The organism is Pseudomonas sp. WS 5410, assembly GCF_012985645.1.
GTDB classification, from domain to species: Bacteria; Pseudomonadota; Gammaproteobacteria; order Pseudomonadales; family Pseudomonadaceae; genus Aquipseudomonas; species Aquipseudomonas shahriarae.
Window position 1 is genome coordinate 262,899 of record NZ_JAAQWS010000006.1, and the last position, 17,190, is coordinate 280,088.

At 62.3% G+C, this 17,190-nt stretch carries 16 protein-coding genes; 3 read left to right on the top strand and 13 right to left on the bottom strand.

The genetic code is table 11. From position 1 onward, the window contains the following. Positions 1 to 9: 9 nt before the first annotated feature. From HBO24_RS11925 to HBO24_RS11950, 6 genes are all read right to left on the bottom strand, one after another. Positions 10 to 705, bottom strand: a complete 696-nt coding sequence (locus HBO24_RS11925) for an ABC transporter ATP-binding protein (RefSeq protein ID WP_029293283.1) — start codon at positions 703 to 705, stop codon at positions 10 to 12. Further along, positions 705 to 1,454, bottom strand: a complete 750-nt coding sequence (locus HBO24_RS11930; RefSeq protein ID WP_057441609.1) for an ABC transporter ATP-binding protein — start codon at positions 1,452 to 1,454, stop codon at positions 705 to 707. Before HBO24_RS11930 ends, HBO24_RS11925 begins: the two co-directional genes overlap by 1 nt. Further along, the gene (locus tag HBO24_RS11935; RefSeq protein WP_115128584.1) at positions 1,451 to 2,461 is read right to left on the bottom strand and encodes a branched-chain amino acid ABC transporter permease; all 1,011 of its coding nucleotides are present in this window, start codon (positions 2,459 to 2,461) and stop codon (positions 1,451 to 1,453) included. The genes HBO24_RS11930 and HBO24_RS11935 overlap by 4 nt, the downstream gene beginning before the upstream one ends. A gap of 1 nt (position 2,462) precedes the next feature. Continuing rightward, positions 2,463 to 3,323 (bottom strand): branched-chain amino acid ABC transporter permease, encoded by an 861-nt coding sequence (locus HBO24_RS11940; RefSeq protein ID WP_057960104.1) that lies wholly within the window; start codon positions 3,321 to 3,323, stop codon positions 2,463 to 2,465. A 68-nt stretch (positions 3,324 to 3,391) separates the two neighbouring features. Next, entirely contained in the window at positions 3,392 to 4,594 is a 1,203-nt protein-coding gene (locus HBO24_RS11945; RefSeq protein ID WP_057960103.1) for an ABC transporter substrate-binding protein, read from the bottom strand. A gap of 210 nt (positions 4,595 to 4,804) precedes the next feature. Further along, entirely contained in the window at positions 4,805 to 5,572 is a 768-nt protein-coding gene (locus HBO24_RS11950) for an FCD domain-containing protein (RefSeq protein WP_057441603.1), read from the bottom strand. Positions 5,573 to 5,865: 293 nt separating this feature from the next. On the opposite strand from HBO24_RS11950, the gene HBO24_RS11955 reads away from it, so the two are divergent. Continuing rightward, positions 5,866 to 6,771 (top strand): LysR family transcriptional regulator, encoded by a 906-nt coding sequence (locus HBO24_RS11955; protein ID WP_057960102.1) that lies wholly within the window; start codon positions 5,866 to 5,868, stop codon positions 6,769 to 6,771. 4 nt (positions 6,772 to 6,775) lie between these two features. On the opposite strand, the gene HBO24_RS11960 is transcribed toward HBO24_RS11955, so the two are convergent. The 5 genes from HBO24_RS11960 to HBO24_RS11980 form a co-directional block, all read right to left on the bottom strand. Continuing rightward, positions 6,776 to 7,483 (bottom strand): alpha/beta hydrolase, encoded by a 708-nt coding sequence (locus tag HBO24_RS11960; RefSeq protein ID WP_262152830.1) that lies wholly within the window; start codon positions 7,481 to 7,483, stop codon positions 6,776 to 6,778. 187 nt (positions 7,484 to 7,670) lie between these two features. Next, on the bottom strand, positions 7,671 to 9,017 hold the full coding sequence (locus HBO24_RS11965) for an OprD family outer membrane porin (protein ID WP_120733571.1): 1,347 nt from the start codon (positions 9,015 to 9,017) through the stop codon (positions 7,671 to 7,673). A 92-nt stretch (positions 9,018 to 9,109) separates the two neighbouring features. Next, a complete protein-coding gene (locus tag HBO24_RS11970; RefSeq protein WP_057960099.1) occupies positions 9,110 to 10,462 on the bottom strand; it encodes a citrate-proton symporter in 1,353 nt (450 codons plus the stop codon). Between the two features lie 95 nt (positions 10,463 to 10,557). Continuing rightward, positions 10,558 to 11,946, bottom strand: coding sequence for an amidase (locus HBO24_RS11975; RefSeq protein WP_169960165.1), 1,389 nt, complete (start codon positions 11,944 to 11,946; stop codon positions 10,558 to 10,560). Positions 11,947 to 12,227: 281 nt separating this feature from the next. Next, positions 12,228 to 13,622: a PLP-dependent aminotransferase family protein gene (locus HBO24_RS11980; RefSeq protein WP_169960274.1), complete on the bottom strand. Its 1,395-nt coding sequence runs from the start codon at positions 13,620 to 13,622 to the stop codon at positions 12,228 to 12,230. A 131-nt stretch (positions 13,623 to 13,753) separates the two neighbouring features. On the opposite strand from HBO24_RS11980, the gene HBO24_RS11985 reads away from it, so the two are divergent. Both HBO24_RS11985 and HBO24_RS11990 read left to right on the top strand, forming a co-directional pair. Then, positions 13,754 to 14,389, top strand: coding sequence for a LysE family translocator (locus HBO24_RS11985; RefSeq protein ID WP_170059761.1), 636 nt, complete (start codon positions 13,754 to 13,756; stop codon positions 14,387 to 14,389). 118 nt (positions 14,390 to 14,507) lie between these two features. After that, complete coding sequence (locus tag HBO24_RS11990) at positions 14,508 to 15,566, top strand: diguanylate cyclase (protein WP_170059762.1); 1,059 nt, start codon at positions 14,508 to 14,510, stop codon at positions 15,564 to 15,566. 61 nt (positions 15,567 to 15,627) lie between these two features. On the opposite strand, the gene HBO24_RS11995 is transcribed toward HBO24_RS11990, so the two are convergent. After that, on the bottom strand, positions 15,628 to 16,041 hold the full coding sequence (locus HBO24_RS11995; RefSeq protein ID WP_115128579.1) for a hypothetical protein: 414 nt from the start codon (positions 16,039 to 16,041) through the stop codon (positions 15,628 to 15,630). Position 16,042: 1 nt separating this feature from the next. Next, the coding region (locus HBO24_RS12000) for an RHS repeat-associated core domain-containing protein (RefSeq protein ID WP_178124548.1) at positions 16,043 to 17,190 on the bottom strand (1,148 nt) is incomplete at its 5' end.

Below are 17,190 nucleotides of genomic sequence, written 5' to 3' on the forward strand. Positions count from 1 at the left end.
AGTCTCCGGTCAGGCACTCAGGGCCAGGTAGCGGTTCTTGATCGTCGGGTCGGCGCGAAACGCCTCGGCGCTGCCTTCGTAGACCACGCGGCCCTGTTCGAGTACGTAGTGGCGGTCGGCGAGCTTGTCGCAGACCAACAGGTTCTGCTCCACCAGCAGCACTGGCAGGCCGTCGTCCTTGATCTTGCGCAGGATCTTCACCAGTTCGTCGACGATCACCGGGGCCAGGCCCTCGGTGGGTTCGTCGAGGATCAGCAGCTTGGGATCGTTGAGCAGGGCGCGGGCGATGGCGAGCATCTGCTGCTCGCCACCGGACAACGCATGCCCGGCGTTTTTGCGCCGCTCCTTGAGGCGCGGGAACATCGCGTACACGTCCTCCATCTGCCAACGGCTGGTCTTGCGCACGGCGATGCGCAGGTTTTCCTCGACCGTAAGCAGGCGGAAAATCCCGCGGTTCTCCGGCACCAGCGCTAATCCCTGGCGGGCAATTTCAAAGATTTTCTGCCCCACCAACGGTTTGCCGTTGAAGTGAATCTGCCCCTGGCGCGGGCAGATAATCCCCAGGATGCTGCGCAGGGTGGTGGTCTTGCCGGCGCCGTTACGGCCGAGCAGGGTCACCAGTTCGCCGGGATTGACAGTCAGGGACACGCCCTCGAGGACGTGGCTCTTGTCGTAGTAGGAATGGATATTGTCGACGGTCAGCATCAGGCGGCCTCCCCCAGGTAAGCACTGCGCACGCGCTCGTCGGCGCGCACGAATTCCGGTGTGCCCTCGACCAGGATCTGCCCGTGGCTCATCACAGTGATGCGTTGGCTGATGGACATGACGATGCTCATGTTGTGCTCGATCAGCAGCACCGTATGGTCGCGGCCCAGGTCGCTGATCAGTTGGGTCATGATTGGGATGTCGTCGATGCCCATGCCCGACGTGGGCTCGTCGAGCATCAACAGCTTGGGCTTGGAGCAGATCGACATGCCCACCTCCAGTACACGCTGCTGGCCGTGGGACAGCTCGCCGGCCAGGGTCTCGGCGCGGGCGGTGAGTTGCAGACGCTCCAGGACCTGGTCGGCCATCTCCAGGTGTTCACGCTTACTGTCCACGCGGCGCCAGAAGTTCAGGGCACGTGCGCCGTCACGGCCCTGGGCGGCCAGGCGCAGGTTTTCGCGCACGCTGAGGTTCTGGAACAGGCTGGTGAGCTGGAACGAACGCGCCATGCCCAGGCCGACACGGCTGTGGGCCGGCTTGCGCATCAGGTTCTGGCCGTCGAAATGAATCGCCCCGGCGGTGGCCTGGCGTTCGCCGGTCAGGCAGTGAAACAGGCTGGTTTTGCCGGCGCCGTTGGGGCCGATAATGGTGTGGATGGTGCCGGCTTCGACCTTGAGGTTGACGCCGTTGACGGCATGGAAGGCGCCGTAGGCCAGTTCCAGGTCTTTGGTTTCCAACAGGATGCTCATAGCAGCTCCTCCTTGGTCACGGCGGCGGCCTTGCGGCTGCCACGCACACGTTCGAACAGCGCCGACAGGCCGCCCCACAAGCCTCCGCGCATAAAGATCACCACCAGGATCAGGATCACCCCCAGCAGCATCAGCCAGCGCGGCCACAGGTCGGAGAGAAAGTCCCCCAGCAGCACGATGGAACCGGCCCCCAGCAACGAGCCGAACAGCGAGCCGGTGCCGCCGACGATGGTCATGATCAGGATGTTTTCCGACATCACCAGGTCGATGTTGGACAGCGGCACAAAGTGCAGGAGCATGGCGTACAGCGCCCCGGCGATCCCGGTGACCGCGCCAGACAGCACAAACACCAGGATCTTGAAGTGGCGCGTGTCGTAGCCGATGGCCGAGGCGCGGGTTTCGTTTTCGCGGATCGCCATCAGCGTGCTGCCGAACGGCGAGGCGATCACCCGGCGCGCGCCGATAAAGATCAGCAGGAACAGCACCGCGACAAAGCCATAGAACACCCGGGCGTCGGCCAGGGACAGCAGCACTGTGTCACCGATACGGATTTCCGGGCGCGGCACACTGAGCAGGCCGTTGTCGCCACCGGTCCAGTCGCTCAGGGTGTAGGCCAGGAAGTAGGCCATCTGGCTGAAGGCCAAGGTCAGCATCACGAAATAGATGCCGGTGCGGCGGATCGCCAGGGCACCCACCAGGAAGGCCAGGAACCCGCCGACCAGGGCCGCGCCGAGTAGCGCGCTGAACAGGCCCAGTTGCAGGTGGATCATCAGCAAGGCGGCGCAATAGGCACCGGCGCCGAAGAAGATGCCTTGGCCGAACGACAGCAGCCCGGTGTAGCCCAGCAACAGGTTGCAGGCCAGGGCGGCGAGGGCAAAGATCAGGATCTCGGTGGCCAGGGTTGCCGAGGGCAGGATCAACGGCAGGCCGATCAGTACCGCCAGCACCCACAGCAACATGGCCTTGGATTGAGTTTTAGCAAACGGCAGGGGATTTTTCTCGCTCATGTCAGGCTCTCCCGAACAGGCCGTAAGGGCGTACCAGAATCACCACGGCCATGGCGCCGTAGATCATCAGGCTCGCGCCTTGGGGCCACAGGGTGGTCATCAGGCTCTGCACCACGCCCACCAGCAGGCCGCCCACCAGGGCGCCGCCGAACGAGCCCATGCCACCGATCACCACCACCACAAAGGCGATGCCGAGGATCTCCGGGCCGACAAAGGGCTGGGCGCCACGCAACGGGGCAAACAGCACCCCGGCGATTCCGGCCAGGGCCACGCCGAGGGCGAAGGTCATGGAGAACAGGCGGAAAATATTGGTGCCCAGCAGCGACACGGTCTCGGTACTTTCACTGCCGGCCCGCACCAGGGCGCCAAAGCGCGTGCGCTCCAGCAGCAGCCACAGGCCCAGGCCCACCAGCCCCGAGAACACAATCAAAAACAGGCGGTAGTAGGGATACACGAAGTCGCCGACCACCAGCACCCCGCGCAGCAGTTCCGGCACGGCGACGCTTTTGCCCACCGGGCCCCAGATCATCACGCTGGCTTCCTGGATGATCAGCGCGATACCCAGGGTCACGAGGATCTGGAACATGTGCGGCAGGTGGTAGATCCGCTGGATCAATAATCGCTCGATCAGCCACGCCAGCGCGGCCACCACCAGCGGCGCGATCAGCAGGGCCAGCCAGAAGCTTTCGGTGAGGCTGACGGCGGTGTAGCAGATGTACGCCCCCAGCAAAAAAAACGCGCCGTGGGCGAAGTTGACGAAGTTCAGCAGGCCGAAAATGATCGTCAGCCCGACCGCAATCAGGAAGTAGATCATCCCCAGGCCCAGGCCATTGAGAATCTGGAACAGGTAAAGATTGAGCATGCAGGAATCCTCCAACAGGCGGCCGCGGTCAACGGCCCTGTCGTGTGTTACCGGTGAAAGTGGGCGGATCAGCCGAGCTTGCAGCCCGTGGCTTCTACCGGTGGGAACGACTGGCCGGAGCTGAGGACTTTGGCCAGGTCATCCTTGTCGGCCATGTCGCCCGTGGCCTTGCCCACCAGCAGGTAGTAATCCTTGATCACCTGGTGGTCGCCGGCGCGGATCGTTTCCTTGCCGGTCGGGCCGTCGTAGCTCAGGCCCTGCATGGCCTTGGCCACGGTGGGGCCGTCGAAGCTGCCGGTGGCCTTGATGGTGTCGAGCATGACTTTGGTGCTGATGTAGTCAGCGGCCAGCGGGTAGGTGGGGTTGATCCCGTATTTGGCCTGGGTCAGCTTGACCAGCTCACGGTTGAGTGGGGTATCGACCTGGTGCCAATACTGCGCGCCGAGGTACACGCCTTCGAGTACATCACTGCCCAGTTCCTGGAACTGGTCGAGGCCGGCGGACCACACCAGCAGCACTTTCATGCGCTCCTTGATACCGAAGTTGACGGCCTGGCGCAGGGTGTTGGAGGACTGGCTGCCGAAATTCAGCAACACCAGCACGTCGGGCCGGGCGGCGATGGCGTTGGTCAGGTAGCCGGAGAATTCCTGTTCCTGCAATGAGTGATAGCTGTTGCCCACATGCTCCAGGCCGTTTTCGGCCAGCACGCTCTTGGCGCCTTCGAGCAAGGCTTCGCCGAACACGTATTGCGGGGTGATGGTGTACCAGCGCTTGGCCTCGGGCAGCAGCTTGATCAGCGGCACCAGGGTTTCGCGGATCGCGCCATAGGTGGGCACCGACCAGCGGAAGGTCGCACTGTTGCAGTCCTTGCCGGTGACTTCGTCAGCGCCCACCGGGGTCATGAACACACCGCCAACCTTGTCCACTTCCTTGGCCACTGCCAGTGCCGAGGACGACAGGGTGCAGCCCTGGAAGAACCGCGCGCCGTCCTGGCCGATCGCCTCCTGGACCTTGCGCACCGCCTTGCCGGCGTTGCCTTCGGTGTCGATCACCTTGTAGTTCAGTGGGCGCCCGAGAAGCTCGGGGTACTGGGCCACCGCCAGGCGTGAACCCATGTCGGCAAACTTGCCATAGCTGGCAAAGGCGCCAGACATGGACTTGAGGCCGTAAAAGGTAAACGGTTCGGCGGCGAATGCACTGCGCACGCCCAGCGGAAGGCTGAGCGCGGCGGCGGCGGTGAGGCTGGCTTTCAACAACGTACGACGCTGCATGGGGTGACTCCCTGGTTTAGTTATTGGCAGGAGTGGCAATGGCGATACGGTGGAGCACGGCCTGTGGGCAGGCCTTTTTTATTGAGGTGAAACACGGTCAAAACTGTAGGAGCTGGTTTGCCTGCGATAGCGGTTGATCAGCTGAGAAAAATTTGCCTGACAGACCGCTATCGCAGGCAAGCCAGCTCCTACAGGGGATTTGGGGTGTTTTCAGGAGTGGTCGAACTCCAGCAAAAAGTGTGGGCTGACCTGGCCTTCCAGCGCGGTCATGTGGTGTTCGGCGTCGCACATGTGTTCATGCATCAGGCTGCGCACGGCGGCTTCATCGTTGGCGCGAAACGCGCTCAGCAGTTGCTTGTGATAGTCCAGGTTGGCCGCGTCGAATTGCTTGCGCTTGGGCTTGTAGGCTTTTTTCAGCACCACCAGGTCGCGCAGCAGGTCGTTGAGGAACTGCGCCATAAAACTCAGCAGCGGATTGGGGCATGCCCTGGCCAGCAGGTTGTGGAACTCCAGCTCCGCCAGGCGCTGCTCGCGCTGGCCGGCCTCGCTGTCTTCCGGCGCGCTGCAAAAGTCCACGTTGTCTTGCAGGGCGCGATAGTCGTCTTCGCTCAAGCGGCCCAGCACTGACACTGCCAGTTCCACCTCGATTACCTTGCGCAGTTGATACACCTGCTCGCCATCCAGGTGCTGGAAGTGCAGGTAGTTGCGCAAGGCGCGGCTGGCCGGCTCCGTGCCGGCCTGGTTCAGGTACGCGCCACCGGTAGGGCCGGTGCGGGTGCTGACCAGGCCTTCGACCTCCAGGGCCTTGAGCGCTTCGCGGGCCGAGCCCTTGGAGCATTGGAAGCTCTCCATCAATTCGCGCTCGGTGGGCAAGCGGTCGCCGGGCTTCAAGGCATCGGTGACGATCGAGCGCTTGACCGACTCGACAATCACATCGGAAAGCTTCTGGCGTTTGCGTCGCAGGGGGCGGCTGAGCATGGTTTTCTATTTATCGTATTAATGCGGATAAATAGCACTTAATAGGGGTTGGGGCGGGGCGTCAACGGCAGGGGTCGTTTTCAGTTAAAACAGGTCGTAAACCACGTCCATGCCCCCATGTGGGAGCGGGCTTGCTCGCGAATGCGGTGTATCAGCCGACATATCCATCACTGACCCACTGCATTCGCGAGCAAGCTCGCTCCCACAGTTGATGTGTCGTGCTCATAAAATTTGAGCCTGGCGCAGTAATTGCCTGCCATAGCGCTCCAGTCTTTGTGCAGGAGCACCCGAGCATGCAATTACGAGCCTTGCGGTATTTTCACGAGGTGGCGCGCTGCGCCTCGTTGCGTAAGGCGGCCGAGCGTTTGTACGTCACGCCCACTGCCGTCAGCCGGCAGATTGAACACCTCGAACACTTCTTTGGCGCCGCCCTGATTGAGCGCGGCCCGCGCGGTATCCGCCTGACGGTGGAGGGTGAGTGCCTGGCCGAGCAGGTCACCAGCACCCTGCGCGGCCTCGATCAGGTGCGCGATGTGATCGCCAGCCGGCAGAGTCAGGTGGCGGGTAACATCAGCATCCATGTGTCAGAAAGTATCGTTTCCACAGTGCTGGCGCCGGTGCTTGCGGCGTTCTACCGGGCGCACCCCAAGGTCACCTTCAATATCGTGATCGCCAGCGCCTCGGCCACCCTCGACGCCCTGTGCAGTGGCGAGGCCGACCTGGGCCTGGCGTTCTATCTGCAGGAACGGGCCGATGTGGAAGTCACCGCACAATGCGAGTTGTGGCACCGGGTGCTGGTCAGTGCCGAGCACCCCTTTGCCCAGCGCGACAGCATCGAACTGCGCGAACTTGAAGGCCAGCCCCTGGCCATTCCTGACTCGGCGTACGGCGTGCGCCAGGCCCTGGAGATGGCAGCAAAAAAACGAGGAGTGACGATCCAGCCGGTGTTTACCACCAGCTCCCTGGAAGTGCAGAAAAGCCTGGCCCGGCAACGGGCGGCGGTGTTGATCCTGCCCCAGGTGGATGCCGACGCCCGCGACCTGGGCGATGGCCTGGTGGCGGTGCCGATTGCCGATGAGCACCTGGGGCGAATCCGCATCGACCTGTGCGGGTACCGCAACCGGCCGCGCTCGGTGGCGGTGCTCAAGTGCCAGGAAATGCTGGCCAGCGCGATGCAGCGTTGTGCGCTGGTGGACTGAAGCCTCAGTTGCCCAGGCAGTCGCTTGCCGGCGGTGGCTGCCTGCCGTGTGCCAGGTAGGCACCCGCCCAACGATTTACGCAGCGGCTGGCATCGACGACGGAACTGCCCTGTAGATAAGGCCCCTTGAGCCGCAATGTGGCGGGCAAGGATTCGAACGCCGGGGTGGCAGCCTCATCGGGCTCTACCAGCACCATGCGTTCGATGCGATCGGCAAACAGCCCGGCGTAGCCGGCACCGAGCACGTTGCCTTGGGCGATGCCCAGGAAGCTGATCCGTTGCTCACCCAGTTGCTGGCGTACGAAATCCATGTCCCAGGCCGCTTGCTCGTTGTCGGCTGCTGTGCGGGCGTTGCGCGGGCTCAACTCGATGACATCGTAGAACTGGGTCAGCGTGCGGTACGCCTCGGTGTTGTAGTACTTCCAGACTGTGGCCAGGTGCACCGCGAACACCCCGCGCAAATCCGCTTGTGCGGTAGCCGGGCGGGTGAAGATCACACCCCGACGCTCCAGGGGCTGACGGGCACCGACCCGGGTGAGGGTCAGGCGCAACGTGCGTGTGTCCGCGGCCTGATGGTTTTGCGGCACGGTGACGATGCCGCACTGGGTGCGTGCCATCACCTCCTGGTCAAGGGCCCGCCCGGGCAGGCGCGGGCAATCCACCAGCCACTCGATACCCGGCGGTGCGGCATGGCCGGGGGAACTCAAGAGCATTAACCATCCACTGATGACGCAAAGCGCTGCTGCTTTCAAAGGTTTCATCCGCGTTCCTGGGTAACCGTCCGTAGGGGACAGGCTTTTTACCAAGCGCGGCGGCGAGCCAATGCCGGAGCAGTCTCATGCAGGGTGTAAGAATTCTGAATATTACCCGTCGGCATTGACTGGTGCCGACGGGCGGGTGTCAGAACAGGTTGATGGGGAAGTTGCCGACGATCCGGAACTCGTCGTAGCTGCCGTCAATTTGACCGCCGCTGGCGCGGTGGTTGTAGACGATGGTGCGCAGTACGGTGTTCTTCAATTTCCCCGATTGCACCACGTAGGCCAGCATCAAGCCGTTTTCATTGTGCTTGGCGTTATCCAGGCCGCGCACGTTATAGCCGGTGTTGTGGCCGTTGCGATCCCCCTCGTAGTGTGTGCCGTCGATGCCCCAACCCTTGGCGTGCCACAGGCTGGCGGTCAGGCCGGGCACGCCGTAGGCGGCCAGGTCGAGGTCGTAGCGCAGTTGCCAGGATTTTTCGTTGGGGCCGTTGTAGTCCGAGTACAGCGAGTTGGCCATGTAGTTGCCGGTGGACTCCCACACATAGTCGAAGTACTCGTTGCCGAACACCTGTTGCCAGGCCAGGGTCAGGCTGTGGGCCTGGTGGTTGGCGGTCACGGCCAGGCTGGCGGCGTCGTTGTCGATGTAACCCAGGCGCTGCTGGCCGGAATCCTGGGTGTGGTAGTAGTGCAGGGCGGTCTTGAGCGCCACCGCGTTTTTGTCGCCGATACGGTGGGTCAGCCCCAGGTAGTACTGGTCCCACATGTCCTCGAAGCGCGAGCCGTAGAGGCTGGCTTCCAGGCCGTAGCCCGGCTTGAGCGTGGCCCCCAGGTAGCTGATGCGCGCGCCGCTGTAGGCGCGGTTGCCAAAGGTGGTGGTCAGGCGTTCGGCGCCGGTGCCGGTGCGCGGGATGGCCCGGTCGAAGCTGCCGCCCTGCACCGACAGCCAGTCCCGTTCGTTGCTGTACAGGCCCACGCCCTGGAAGCTGGAGGGCAGGGCGCGGTTGTCCTTGTAGCGCAGGATCGGGTTATCGGTCATCAAGCGCCCGGCCTTGAGCTCGGTGTTGGACAGGCGAAACCGCACATCGCCCACCCCCAGCCGGCTCCAGGTCGGGATCGCATCGCCGTCGCTGTCCACCAGCACGCGGTCACCGCCATTGGCCACCTTGCCATGCCCGCGCTGCAGGTTGACCGCGCTGAATACGCCGACATCGACCCCCACGCCAATCACGCCCTGGGTGTAGCCGGAGCTGTACTTGAGCATGGCGGTCTGCACCCAGGTTTCGCGCACGCGGGTGCGTTCGATGCCGGCGGGTTTCTGGATGCTCAGGTAGGTGCTGCGCTGGGTGTGCTGGTTGGAGTAGTAGTGACGCAGGTTCAGGTCCAGGCTGCTGCCGTCGATAAAGCCGGGGGCGCTGGCCTGGGCGTTTTCTTGAGCAAAAGCCTGGGTACCGGACGCCAGGGCGGCGGCCAGGAAAAGACGTGGATACATGGTGAATCCCCACACAAAGAAGAGTAAGGCGACCGCTGAGGCCGGGCACAGTACCTGTGGCAAGCGGTCTTGCCACAGTAGGGATAAAGCGATCAGCGAACCGGGGCTTCTCTGAGCCGGGTTTCGCGGGCCGGGGTGCCGGGCAGCACAGGCCGGGTTTCCTTGGCGAACCAGGCGGCGGTGAGGCACACCAGGTTGGCGATCAGCAGGTACCACACCGGTGACATCGGGTCGCCCGTGGTGCCGATCAGCCAGGTGATGATGATCTGTGCGGTGCCGCCAAACGCCGCCACACCAAAGGCGTAGACGATAGAGAAACCGGTGGAGCGCACGGATTTTGGGAAGCTTTCCACCAGCAACACGATCAACGCCGCGCCGCTCATGCCATGCAGGCCAGACAGCAGCGCCAGGGTCAGGAGGAAGGTCGACGGGCTGGGGTGTTCGGTCATCAATTGCAAGGCCGGGAACAGGATCAGCAACAGCACCACCCGGGGCGTCATCAGGATCACCCGGCGCCCGAAACGGTCGCACAACATGCCGCCAGCCACTGCGCACACCGCCATGGCCGCACCGGCCACCAGGGTCGAGAGCATGGAAATACTGGTGGGCAGCTTCAGCTCAGTCAGGGCAAAGGTGGTCATGTAGTTGAGGAAGTACTGGGTGATGGTGCTGCCCGAAAGGATCAGCAGGCCCAGGACCAGGGCGCGCCGATGCTTGCCGCAGACTTCGCGCACCAGGTCGCCGGTGCTGGTGGTTTCGCCCTGGCCGTGGAAGGTCTCGGCCAGGTTGCGGCGGATATAGATACCAATCGGCAACACCAGCAGGCCAAACACGAACGGCACGCGCCAGCCCCAGCTGTTGAGGTCTTCGGGGGACATGACTTTGGTCAGGGTGTAACCCACCAGCCCGGCGGCCATGGCGGCGACGCCCTGGGCGACCACTTGCCAGCAGGCATAGGTGCCGCGTTTGTGCGGCGGCGCGGCTTCCAGGATATAGGTGGTGGCGGGGCCGGCTTCACCGCCCCAGGCCAGGCCCTGAATCATGCGGGTGACCACCAGCAGGATCGGCGCGGCAATCCCGATGGTCTCGTAGCCGGGCAATATCGCAATACTGCCGGTGCCCACCGCCATCATCACCAGGGTCAACAACATCGCCGGCTTGCGCCCGACGCGGTCGGCGTAGGCGCCAATCAGCACCGCGCCCAGGGGCCGTACGATAAAGCCGATGCCAAAGGCTGTGACCGAGAGCATCAAGCTGACGAAGGCGCTGTCGGACGGGAAAAACGTATGGCCGATCATCACCGCAAAGGTCGCGTAGACCCCAAAGTCGAAAAACTCCACGGCATTACCCAAGACCACAGCGAAGATGCTCTTGCGACCGGCGTCCGGCGATGGCGTTTCGGGTGTGTGCTCGGGACCCTCGCGAGTCAATTGTTCAGTGTGCATACCAGCCCCTCGATTTTAGTTATAGGTCGTCCAGACCCCGGCCTTGTGGCCAGGGAGCGGGCGTGTGGGTGGGCAGTTCAGTTACAGCGTCAAGGTCAGTTCGGGTTCGGCCATTGGTGGATTGCGCCACGCCAGCTCTCATAGGTTTTTGCGATTTGCAGCAGCCAGATATCGGCAAAACGCGGTGCGATCATCTGCAGGCCGATGGGCATGCCATCGGCGGCGAAACCACAGTTGATCGACAGCGCCGGTTGCTCGCCCATGTTCCAGGGCACGGTGAACACGATGTGTTCGAACGGCAATTGCGGGTCATTGCTCGGTGACGGCCATTCGGCGGGGAACGCGTTGACCTGGTTGGTGGGCGACAGGATCAGGTCCAGGTCGCTGAAGGCCTGTGCGGCGCGGCGGCGCATCTCGAAGGTCTGGTTGAACCCCTGCACCGCCTGCACGCCGTTGATGTCGGCACCGGGCGCGGCCCAGTCGCGGATGTACGGCAAGACCTTATCGAATTGCTCGCTGCTCAACGCCGACAGGTCGCCCCATTGCCGGGCGCGCCAGAATTGGTCGAGGCCGTCGAGCTGGGCACGGTCCATGATCGGCGGGATCAGCGTGACCTTGGCGCCATGGGCTTCGAACAGGCGCGCGGCGTGTTCCACCGCCTCACACACGAAACCTTCCGGTTGCAGGCCGGCGCCGGGTTCCAGCATCAAGCCGACGCGCAGGCCCTTGACCGACAGCGGCTGGTTGCTCCACTCGCTGGTGAGCGGCGGCAGGCTGGTGGCGTCGCGGGCATCGGGGCGGGCCAGGTGCTGCATCATCAGCACGCAGTCGTCCACCGTACGGGTCATGGGCCCGGCGGTGCGTCCGGTGTAGTACGGGTCAATCGGGATACGCCCCAGGGTTGGCTTGAACCCCACCAGGCCGCACCAGGCGGCGGGCAAACGCACCGAGCCGCCGATGTCGGTGCCGATATGCAGTGGCCCGTAACCGGCGGCGGCCGCAGCGGCAGCCCCCGAGCTGGAACCGCCGGTGTTGTTGGCAGTGTTCCACGGGTTGCGGGTGATGCCATGGAAGCTCGACAGGCCGGAGGAGAGCATGCCGAAATCCGGGACAGTGGTCTTGGCCAGCACAATCGCCCCGGCTTCCCGCATCCGCGCGGCGGGCGGGGCGTCCCTGAGGGCCGGGGTCAGGCGGGTGGCGGCACTGCCGAGGGGAATCGGCGTGCCTTCGGTAGCCACCAGTTCCTTGATGGTCACGGGTACGCCATCGAGCACCCCATTGGGCTGGCCTTTGTTCCAGCGCTCGGTGGAGGCCTGGGCTTCCCGGCGCACCTGCTCGGGATCGAAGGCATACAGGGCGCGGATCTGCGGTTCCCAGCGGTCGATATGGCCCAGCAGGTGATCGTAGTAGTCGATGGGGGAGAGCTGGCGACTGGCGAAATGCGCCAGCAATTGCGCGGCCGTGAGGTCGTGAAGGTCTGTCATTGAGCGCTTCCTGGTGATGGGCCCTGGGGCTCATGGCGGGTGGCTGTTGGACCCGACTATATAAACCCTGGGGGGCAGCGACCATCACATTCGAAGCGGTGCAGTGTTGCGTTTTTGTGTGCACTCAATTGTCACGACTGTGGGAGCCGGCAAGCCCTAATGCCCGTCAGTTAAGCGCAGATCCCCTGTGGGAGCGGGCTTGCTCGCGAAAGCAGTAGGTCAGTCAACATCAATGTTTGCTGGGCCGACGTCTTCGCGAGCAAGCCCGCTCCCACACTGGATCAGCGCAACAATGGCTCGATGGCTTGCCGGACCCGTGGATCGTCACAGTGCGCCACATTGAAACGCATAAACTCGCCCATCCCCGACTCATACCCAAACAACGCCCCCGGCGCCAACACCATGCCGCGCTTGAGCCCGGCCTCGGCCAATTGTTCAGCGTTAACCCCGGCCGGCAGGCGCGCCCAGAGAAACATCCCGGCCTCATACCCCATGGGCAGTTCACAGCCACAGCGGCGCAACCACTGTTCCACCCGCGCACCGGCTTCCAGCAGGCGCTGGACCATGCGCTTGCGGTGCCGCGCATAGCTGCCCTCGCTGAGCAGGCGGTAGACCAGTTGCTCGAACAGCTCCGAGGTCACGCCGCCGCTCATCAACTTCATATTGGTCAGGTTGGCCGCCAGTTGCGGTGCGGCCACCACATAGCTCATCCGGGTATTGGCGCTGAGGGTTTTCGAGAAGCCCGACAGGTAGGTCACCTGCTCCAACCCGGCAAGTGCTGCCAGGCGGGGCGGCGGGTTGGGGTGCAGGTCGCCGTAGAGGTCGTCCTCGATGATATGGCAGTGATACTGACGCATCAGTTGCAGCAAGCCAAAGGCCTGGGCTGCACTGAAGGAATGGCCGGTGGGGTTGTGCAGGATGCTGGTGGTCACATACAGGCTGGGCCGGGCCTCGGCGAGCAACTGCTCCAGGGCCGTCAGGTCGAGCCCGTCCGGGCCACGCGGCAGTGTCAGCACCTTGACCCCGTGCAGTGCCAGGTTGGCGTGGAAGTTGAAATAGCACGGCGCATCCAGCAGCACTGTGTCACCGGGGCGCGCCAGCAGGCGCATCAACATGTCCAGGCCTTGCAGGGTGCTGGGCGTGGTGATGATCTGTTCCACCGGCACCGCCAGGCCATCGCCCTGCAGTTTTTGTTGCAGTGCCTGGCGCAGGGGCAGGAAACCCGCTGGCGTACCCATGCCGGCAACCCGCAGGGAAGGGGCCCGCACCACACTGCGCAGGGCCTGGCGCATGGCCTCGGAGTCGAGCCAGTCTTCGGGCAGATGCCCGCCACCGGGGCGTAGCTCGCCCTGGCCGGTTAGCATGGGGCGGCGCAGCACACTGAGCAAATCCTGGGGCAGCAGGTCCACCCAGTTGCTCGACGACGGCTGCGTCTGGCGCTGGGCCACAAAGTGCCCACGGCCTTGGCGCGAGGTCAGCAGATGTTGACCGCGCAGACGGTCCAGGGCTTCATTGATGGTGAATTTTCCGACACCCAACTGCGCCCCCAGCTCACGCACCGACGGCAGTTTGCTGCCAGCGGCCAATTCGCCTTGTTCGATGGCACGGGCGAACGCTTCGACGATCTGCTGGACCTTGGGGGCGTGCTCATGAAAGTGGATCTGCGGAAGGGCCATCGCGACGTCCTGAAGTTTGCCGGTCACTTTACCGGTAAAGCCTGCGTGAATAACCGCCGAGTTTACCTGCCCGACACGGAATTCGCGCCCTAGACTGCGCAACATTCCTCCCCGCCGCGAAATTACCCACCATGGTCACCGCCCTTACGCTGTCTTCCTTTCTGTATTTCCTGGTGTTGTGCAGCACCCTGGCCTTCAGCCCCGGCCCGATGACCTTGCTGCTGCTGAGCCTGGGTCTCAAGGACGGCCTGCGGCACTCCTTGCCGGCCCAGTTCGGCGCCAGCGTGTCGTACCTGATTTCGATCCTGGTCTTTGCCGTGGGCTTTTCCGAGCTGATCAAGGGCTACCCGCTGATTACCCAGGGCATTCAACTGGTGGGCGTGGCCTATATTCTGTACCTGGCCTACAAGCAGTGGACCAGCAGCGGCGTGCAGATCACCGCCGCCGGGCGCGGGCCGGAGACGCCCCGCGGCCTGTTCGGCAAGGGCTTGCTGACCGGCCTGTCCAACCCCAAGGCAATCATCCTGTTCAGCGCCGTGTTCCCGCAGTTTGCCGCCGTCGGGCAGGACAGCGCCGCCGGTGACATCGCCATCCTCGGCCTCACATTCCTGATCCTGCAATTCGCCAGCGGCTGCCTGTATTGTTACTTCGGCCAACGCATCAAACATGTGCTCGAGTCGCCGCGCAAACGCATGCTGTTGCAGAAGGTCACGGCGGTGTTGCTGCTGGCGGTGGCGATGTTATTGGCCCGCGGTTTCTCCAGCTAGGCCGCTGGCGTCAAGGGTTTGGCAAGACGATTGGCGTCTACAGTAACTGTCTGAGCGGTACTGGCTATTTGCCTTTGCCCTGATAGACTTTCAGCATTCATCCAGGATCAGCCAGATCATGTCAGCCGCAGGAGGAAAAGGACTTCCGCTCGCCAAACGCCTGTACAAATCTCGGACCCTGGGGCTGACGCTCGGCTTTGTCTGTGTATCGGCCGGCATGTACCCACTGGACCCGCCTGGCTGGGTCTGGGCCTGGATGCTGATCAACGCCTTCGCCTGGCCGCACCTGGCCTACCAAATGGCGTGCCGCGCCGAAAACTCCCTGCGCGCCGAGCGCCGCCACCTGTTGGTGGACTCGTTTTGTGGCGGCTTCTGGGTCGCTGCCATGCACTTCAACCCGCTGCCCAGCGTCACCACCCTGTCGATGATGACTATGAACAACGTCGCCATCGGTGGCCTCCGATTTATGCTGATGGGGTGGGTGGCCCAGGCACTGGGCATCGGGGTGGCGCTGCTGCTGTTCACCCCGGCCTATATCGCCCTGACCACGCCCGCCCAACTCTACGCCTGCTTGCCGATCCTGATGCTCTATCCGCTGGTCCTGGGCTGGATCTGTTATCGCCAGGCCATCACCCTGGCCCGGCATAAACGCGAACTCCTGGCCCTGAGCCGCACCGACAGCCTGTCCGGGTTGCTTAACCACGGCGCGTGGAAAGACCAGCTGGAAATCGAATTCGCCCGCTGCCGGGGCGGCCAGCAGGGGGCCGCCATTGCGTTGATTGATATCGACCATTTCAAGACCATCAACGACACCTACGGCCACGTAACCGGCGATATCGTGCTACGCCAGTTGAGCAAGATCCTGCGTCAGAACCTGCGCGCCACCGACCTGGCCGGGCGTTACGGCGGCGATGAATTTTGCGTGATCCTGCCGGACATGCCCCTGGGCCACGCCACCGAAGTAATGGACGCCCTGCGCGACCGCTTCAGCTCCCTGGGCTACGCCCAGGACCCCACCCTGCGCGCCAGCCTGAGCATCGGCTTGGCACCGTATCAAGCCTCCCACGACGACGCGACCAGTTGGCTGAATGACGCCGACCAGGCGTTGTATGAGGCCAAAAGCGGCGGGCGCAATCGGGTGCGGTCGATGCAGGGAGGGTGGGTGCGGTCGGTTTGAAGGGCCGCCGCCATCTCCGGCAAGGACACAACTCCCCATTAATCAGCATCAATAGTTGGTGTTAGTTGAATTTTTCATAGTCCTCTGCACCTAAAGATGCCAGCCACTGCTTAAAAAAATCGATTTGGTCTTGAGGGTTGTTTGTAAGATTGCTCTCTTCATAGTCAAATATATGAACTATGTCTTCGTTTGAGGCTTGTTTGCCCAGCGTCATTTCGTATGCGACAAGCCCTGCGGACATTTGTGAGGCCATTCTGGAAGGCATAACATTTATTTTTGCCCCCTTGCATAAGAATGTTATATGAGGAAAGTCCGATCTTATTTTTGCAAGGCAAACATAAATGTCTTTTTCCTGATAGATTTTTTTATGATTATCAGCCTCCGAAAATGTCATTGTGAGTTTCTTGGAATCGTACTTTACGATTACCTCCGTAAGTGTATTGTCGATTCTGGCGATTATTTTTTTTGTGGTCATTCTATTTCCTATTCGGATTTGGAAGTGAGTAGCCTACATAGCTTCCATTGGCCTTAATGGGCGTGACGCCTATTATATCTTCTGGGTCTATTCTTTGATGAATGGCGAACTCTTTCTCTTTTGGGTAAGGGGTCGCTTTTCCTAGTTCTATGTTTAAGTCATGTCCCGCTATACTTTTAAGAACGTATAAGTAGCCTTTCTTGGTTTTGTAGCTTGTTGCGAATTCGATTCCTACAGCTCTAGATGCAGACGTACTAATGAAGATGCTTGGAGGGTCGTCACTGTCAAAAGCGTGTAGAAGAAGATCTTCACTATTTCCTTTGCTTTTGAACCCCTCTTTGAATACTACGTCCGGATGGATTTTATCTCCACGAAAAAGGTACTTGTCATCTTCGTCTGGGGCTGGCGGTTTGGGCTCGTTTTTTTTTGTGGACGCCTTTAATGACGGGTCGTCAATGCCATTTGTCGGCGTACATTCACGTTCGCCCGGACATGAGTTCAACCCCAACGGATCCACCCACCCCGTAGGGTTGGGCACATACAAATACCCGTTCACCCCGCCCGCCAACTTAACCGGGTCGGGCGTCAGGTAGCGTCCGTTATCCGGATTGTAGTAGCGATACCGGTTGTAGTGCAGCCCACTTTCCCGGTCGAAATACTGCCCCTGAAAACGCAGCGGGTTATCGACGGTGCTCACGTCCAGCCGGGTGACTTTTCCGTAGGCTTGGTAATGGGCTGACCAGACGATTTTGCCGTCCGCGCTCGTTAGCTCCTGGGGCGTACCCAGGTGGTCCAGTTGGTAGTAAAACGCCTGTGTATTGGCCGGACCAAACCCTTCCAGCAAGGCCAGCGGCCTGAAGCTATCCGGCTCGTAGAGATAGCTGCGATGCTGCCCCGCCGTGTGCTCGGCGATGACTTTGTCGCCTTGCCAGAAAAACTCAGTGGTTTTGCCCGCCACGGTTTTGCTGATGCGCCGCCCAAATGGGTCATAGCGATAACTGGCCTGGCTGCCGTCCGGTTGTGTCACGCCGATCAGGCGGTGCTGGCAGTCGTAGCGGTATTCGGTGACTAACTGCTGCGCGCGGCCACGGCGTTCGCGTATGAGGTTTCCGAAGGCGTCGTAGTCGTAATGCCGGTCGCCTTGCAGTA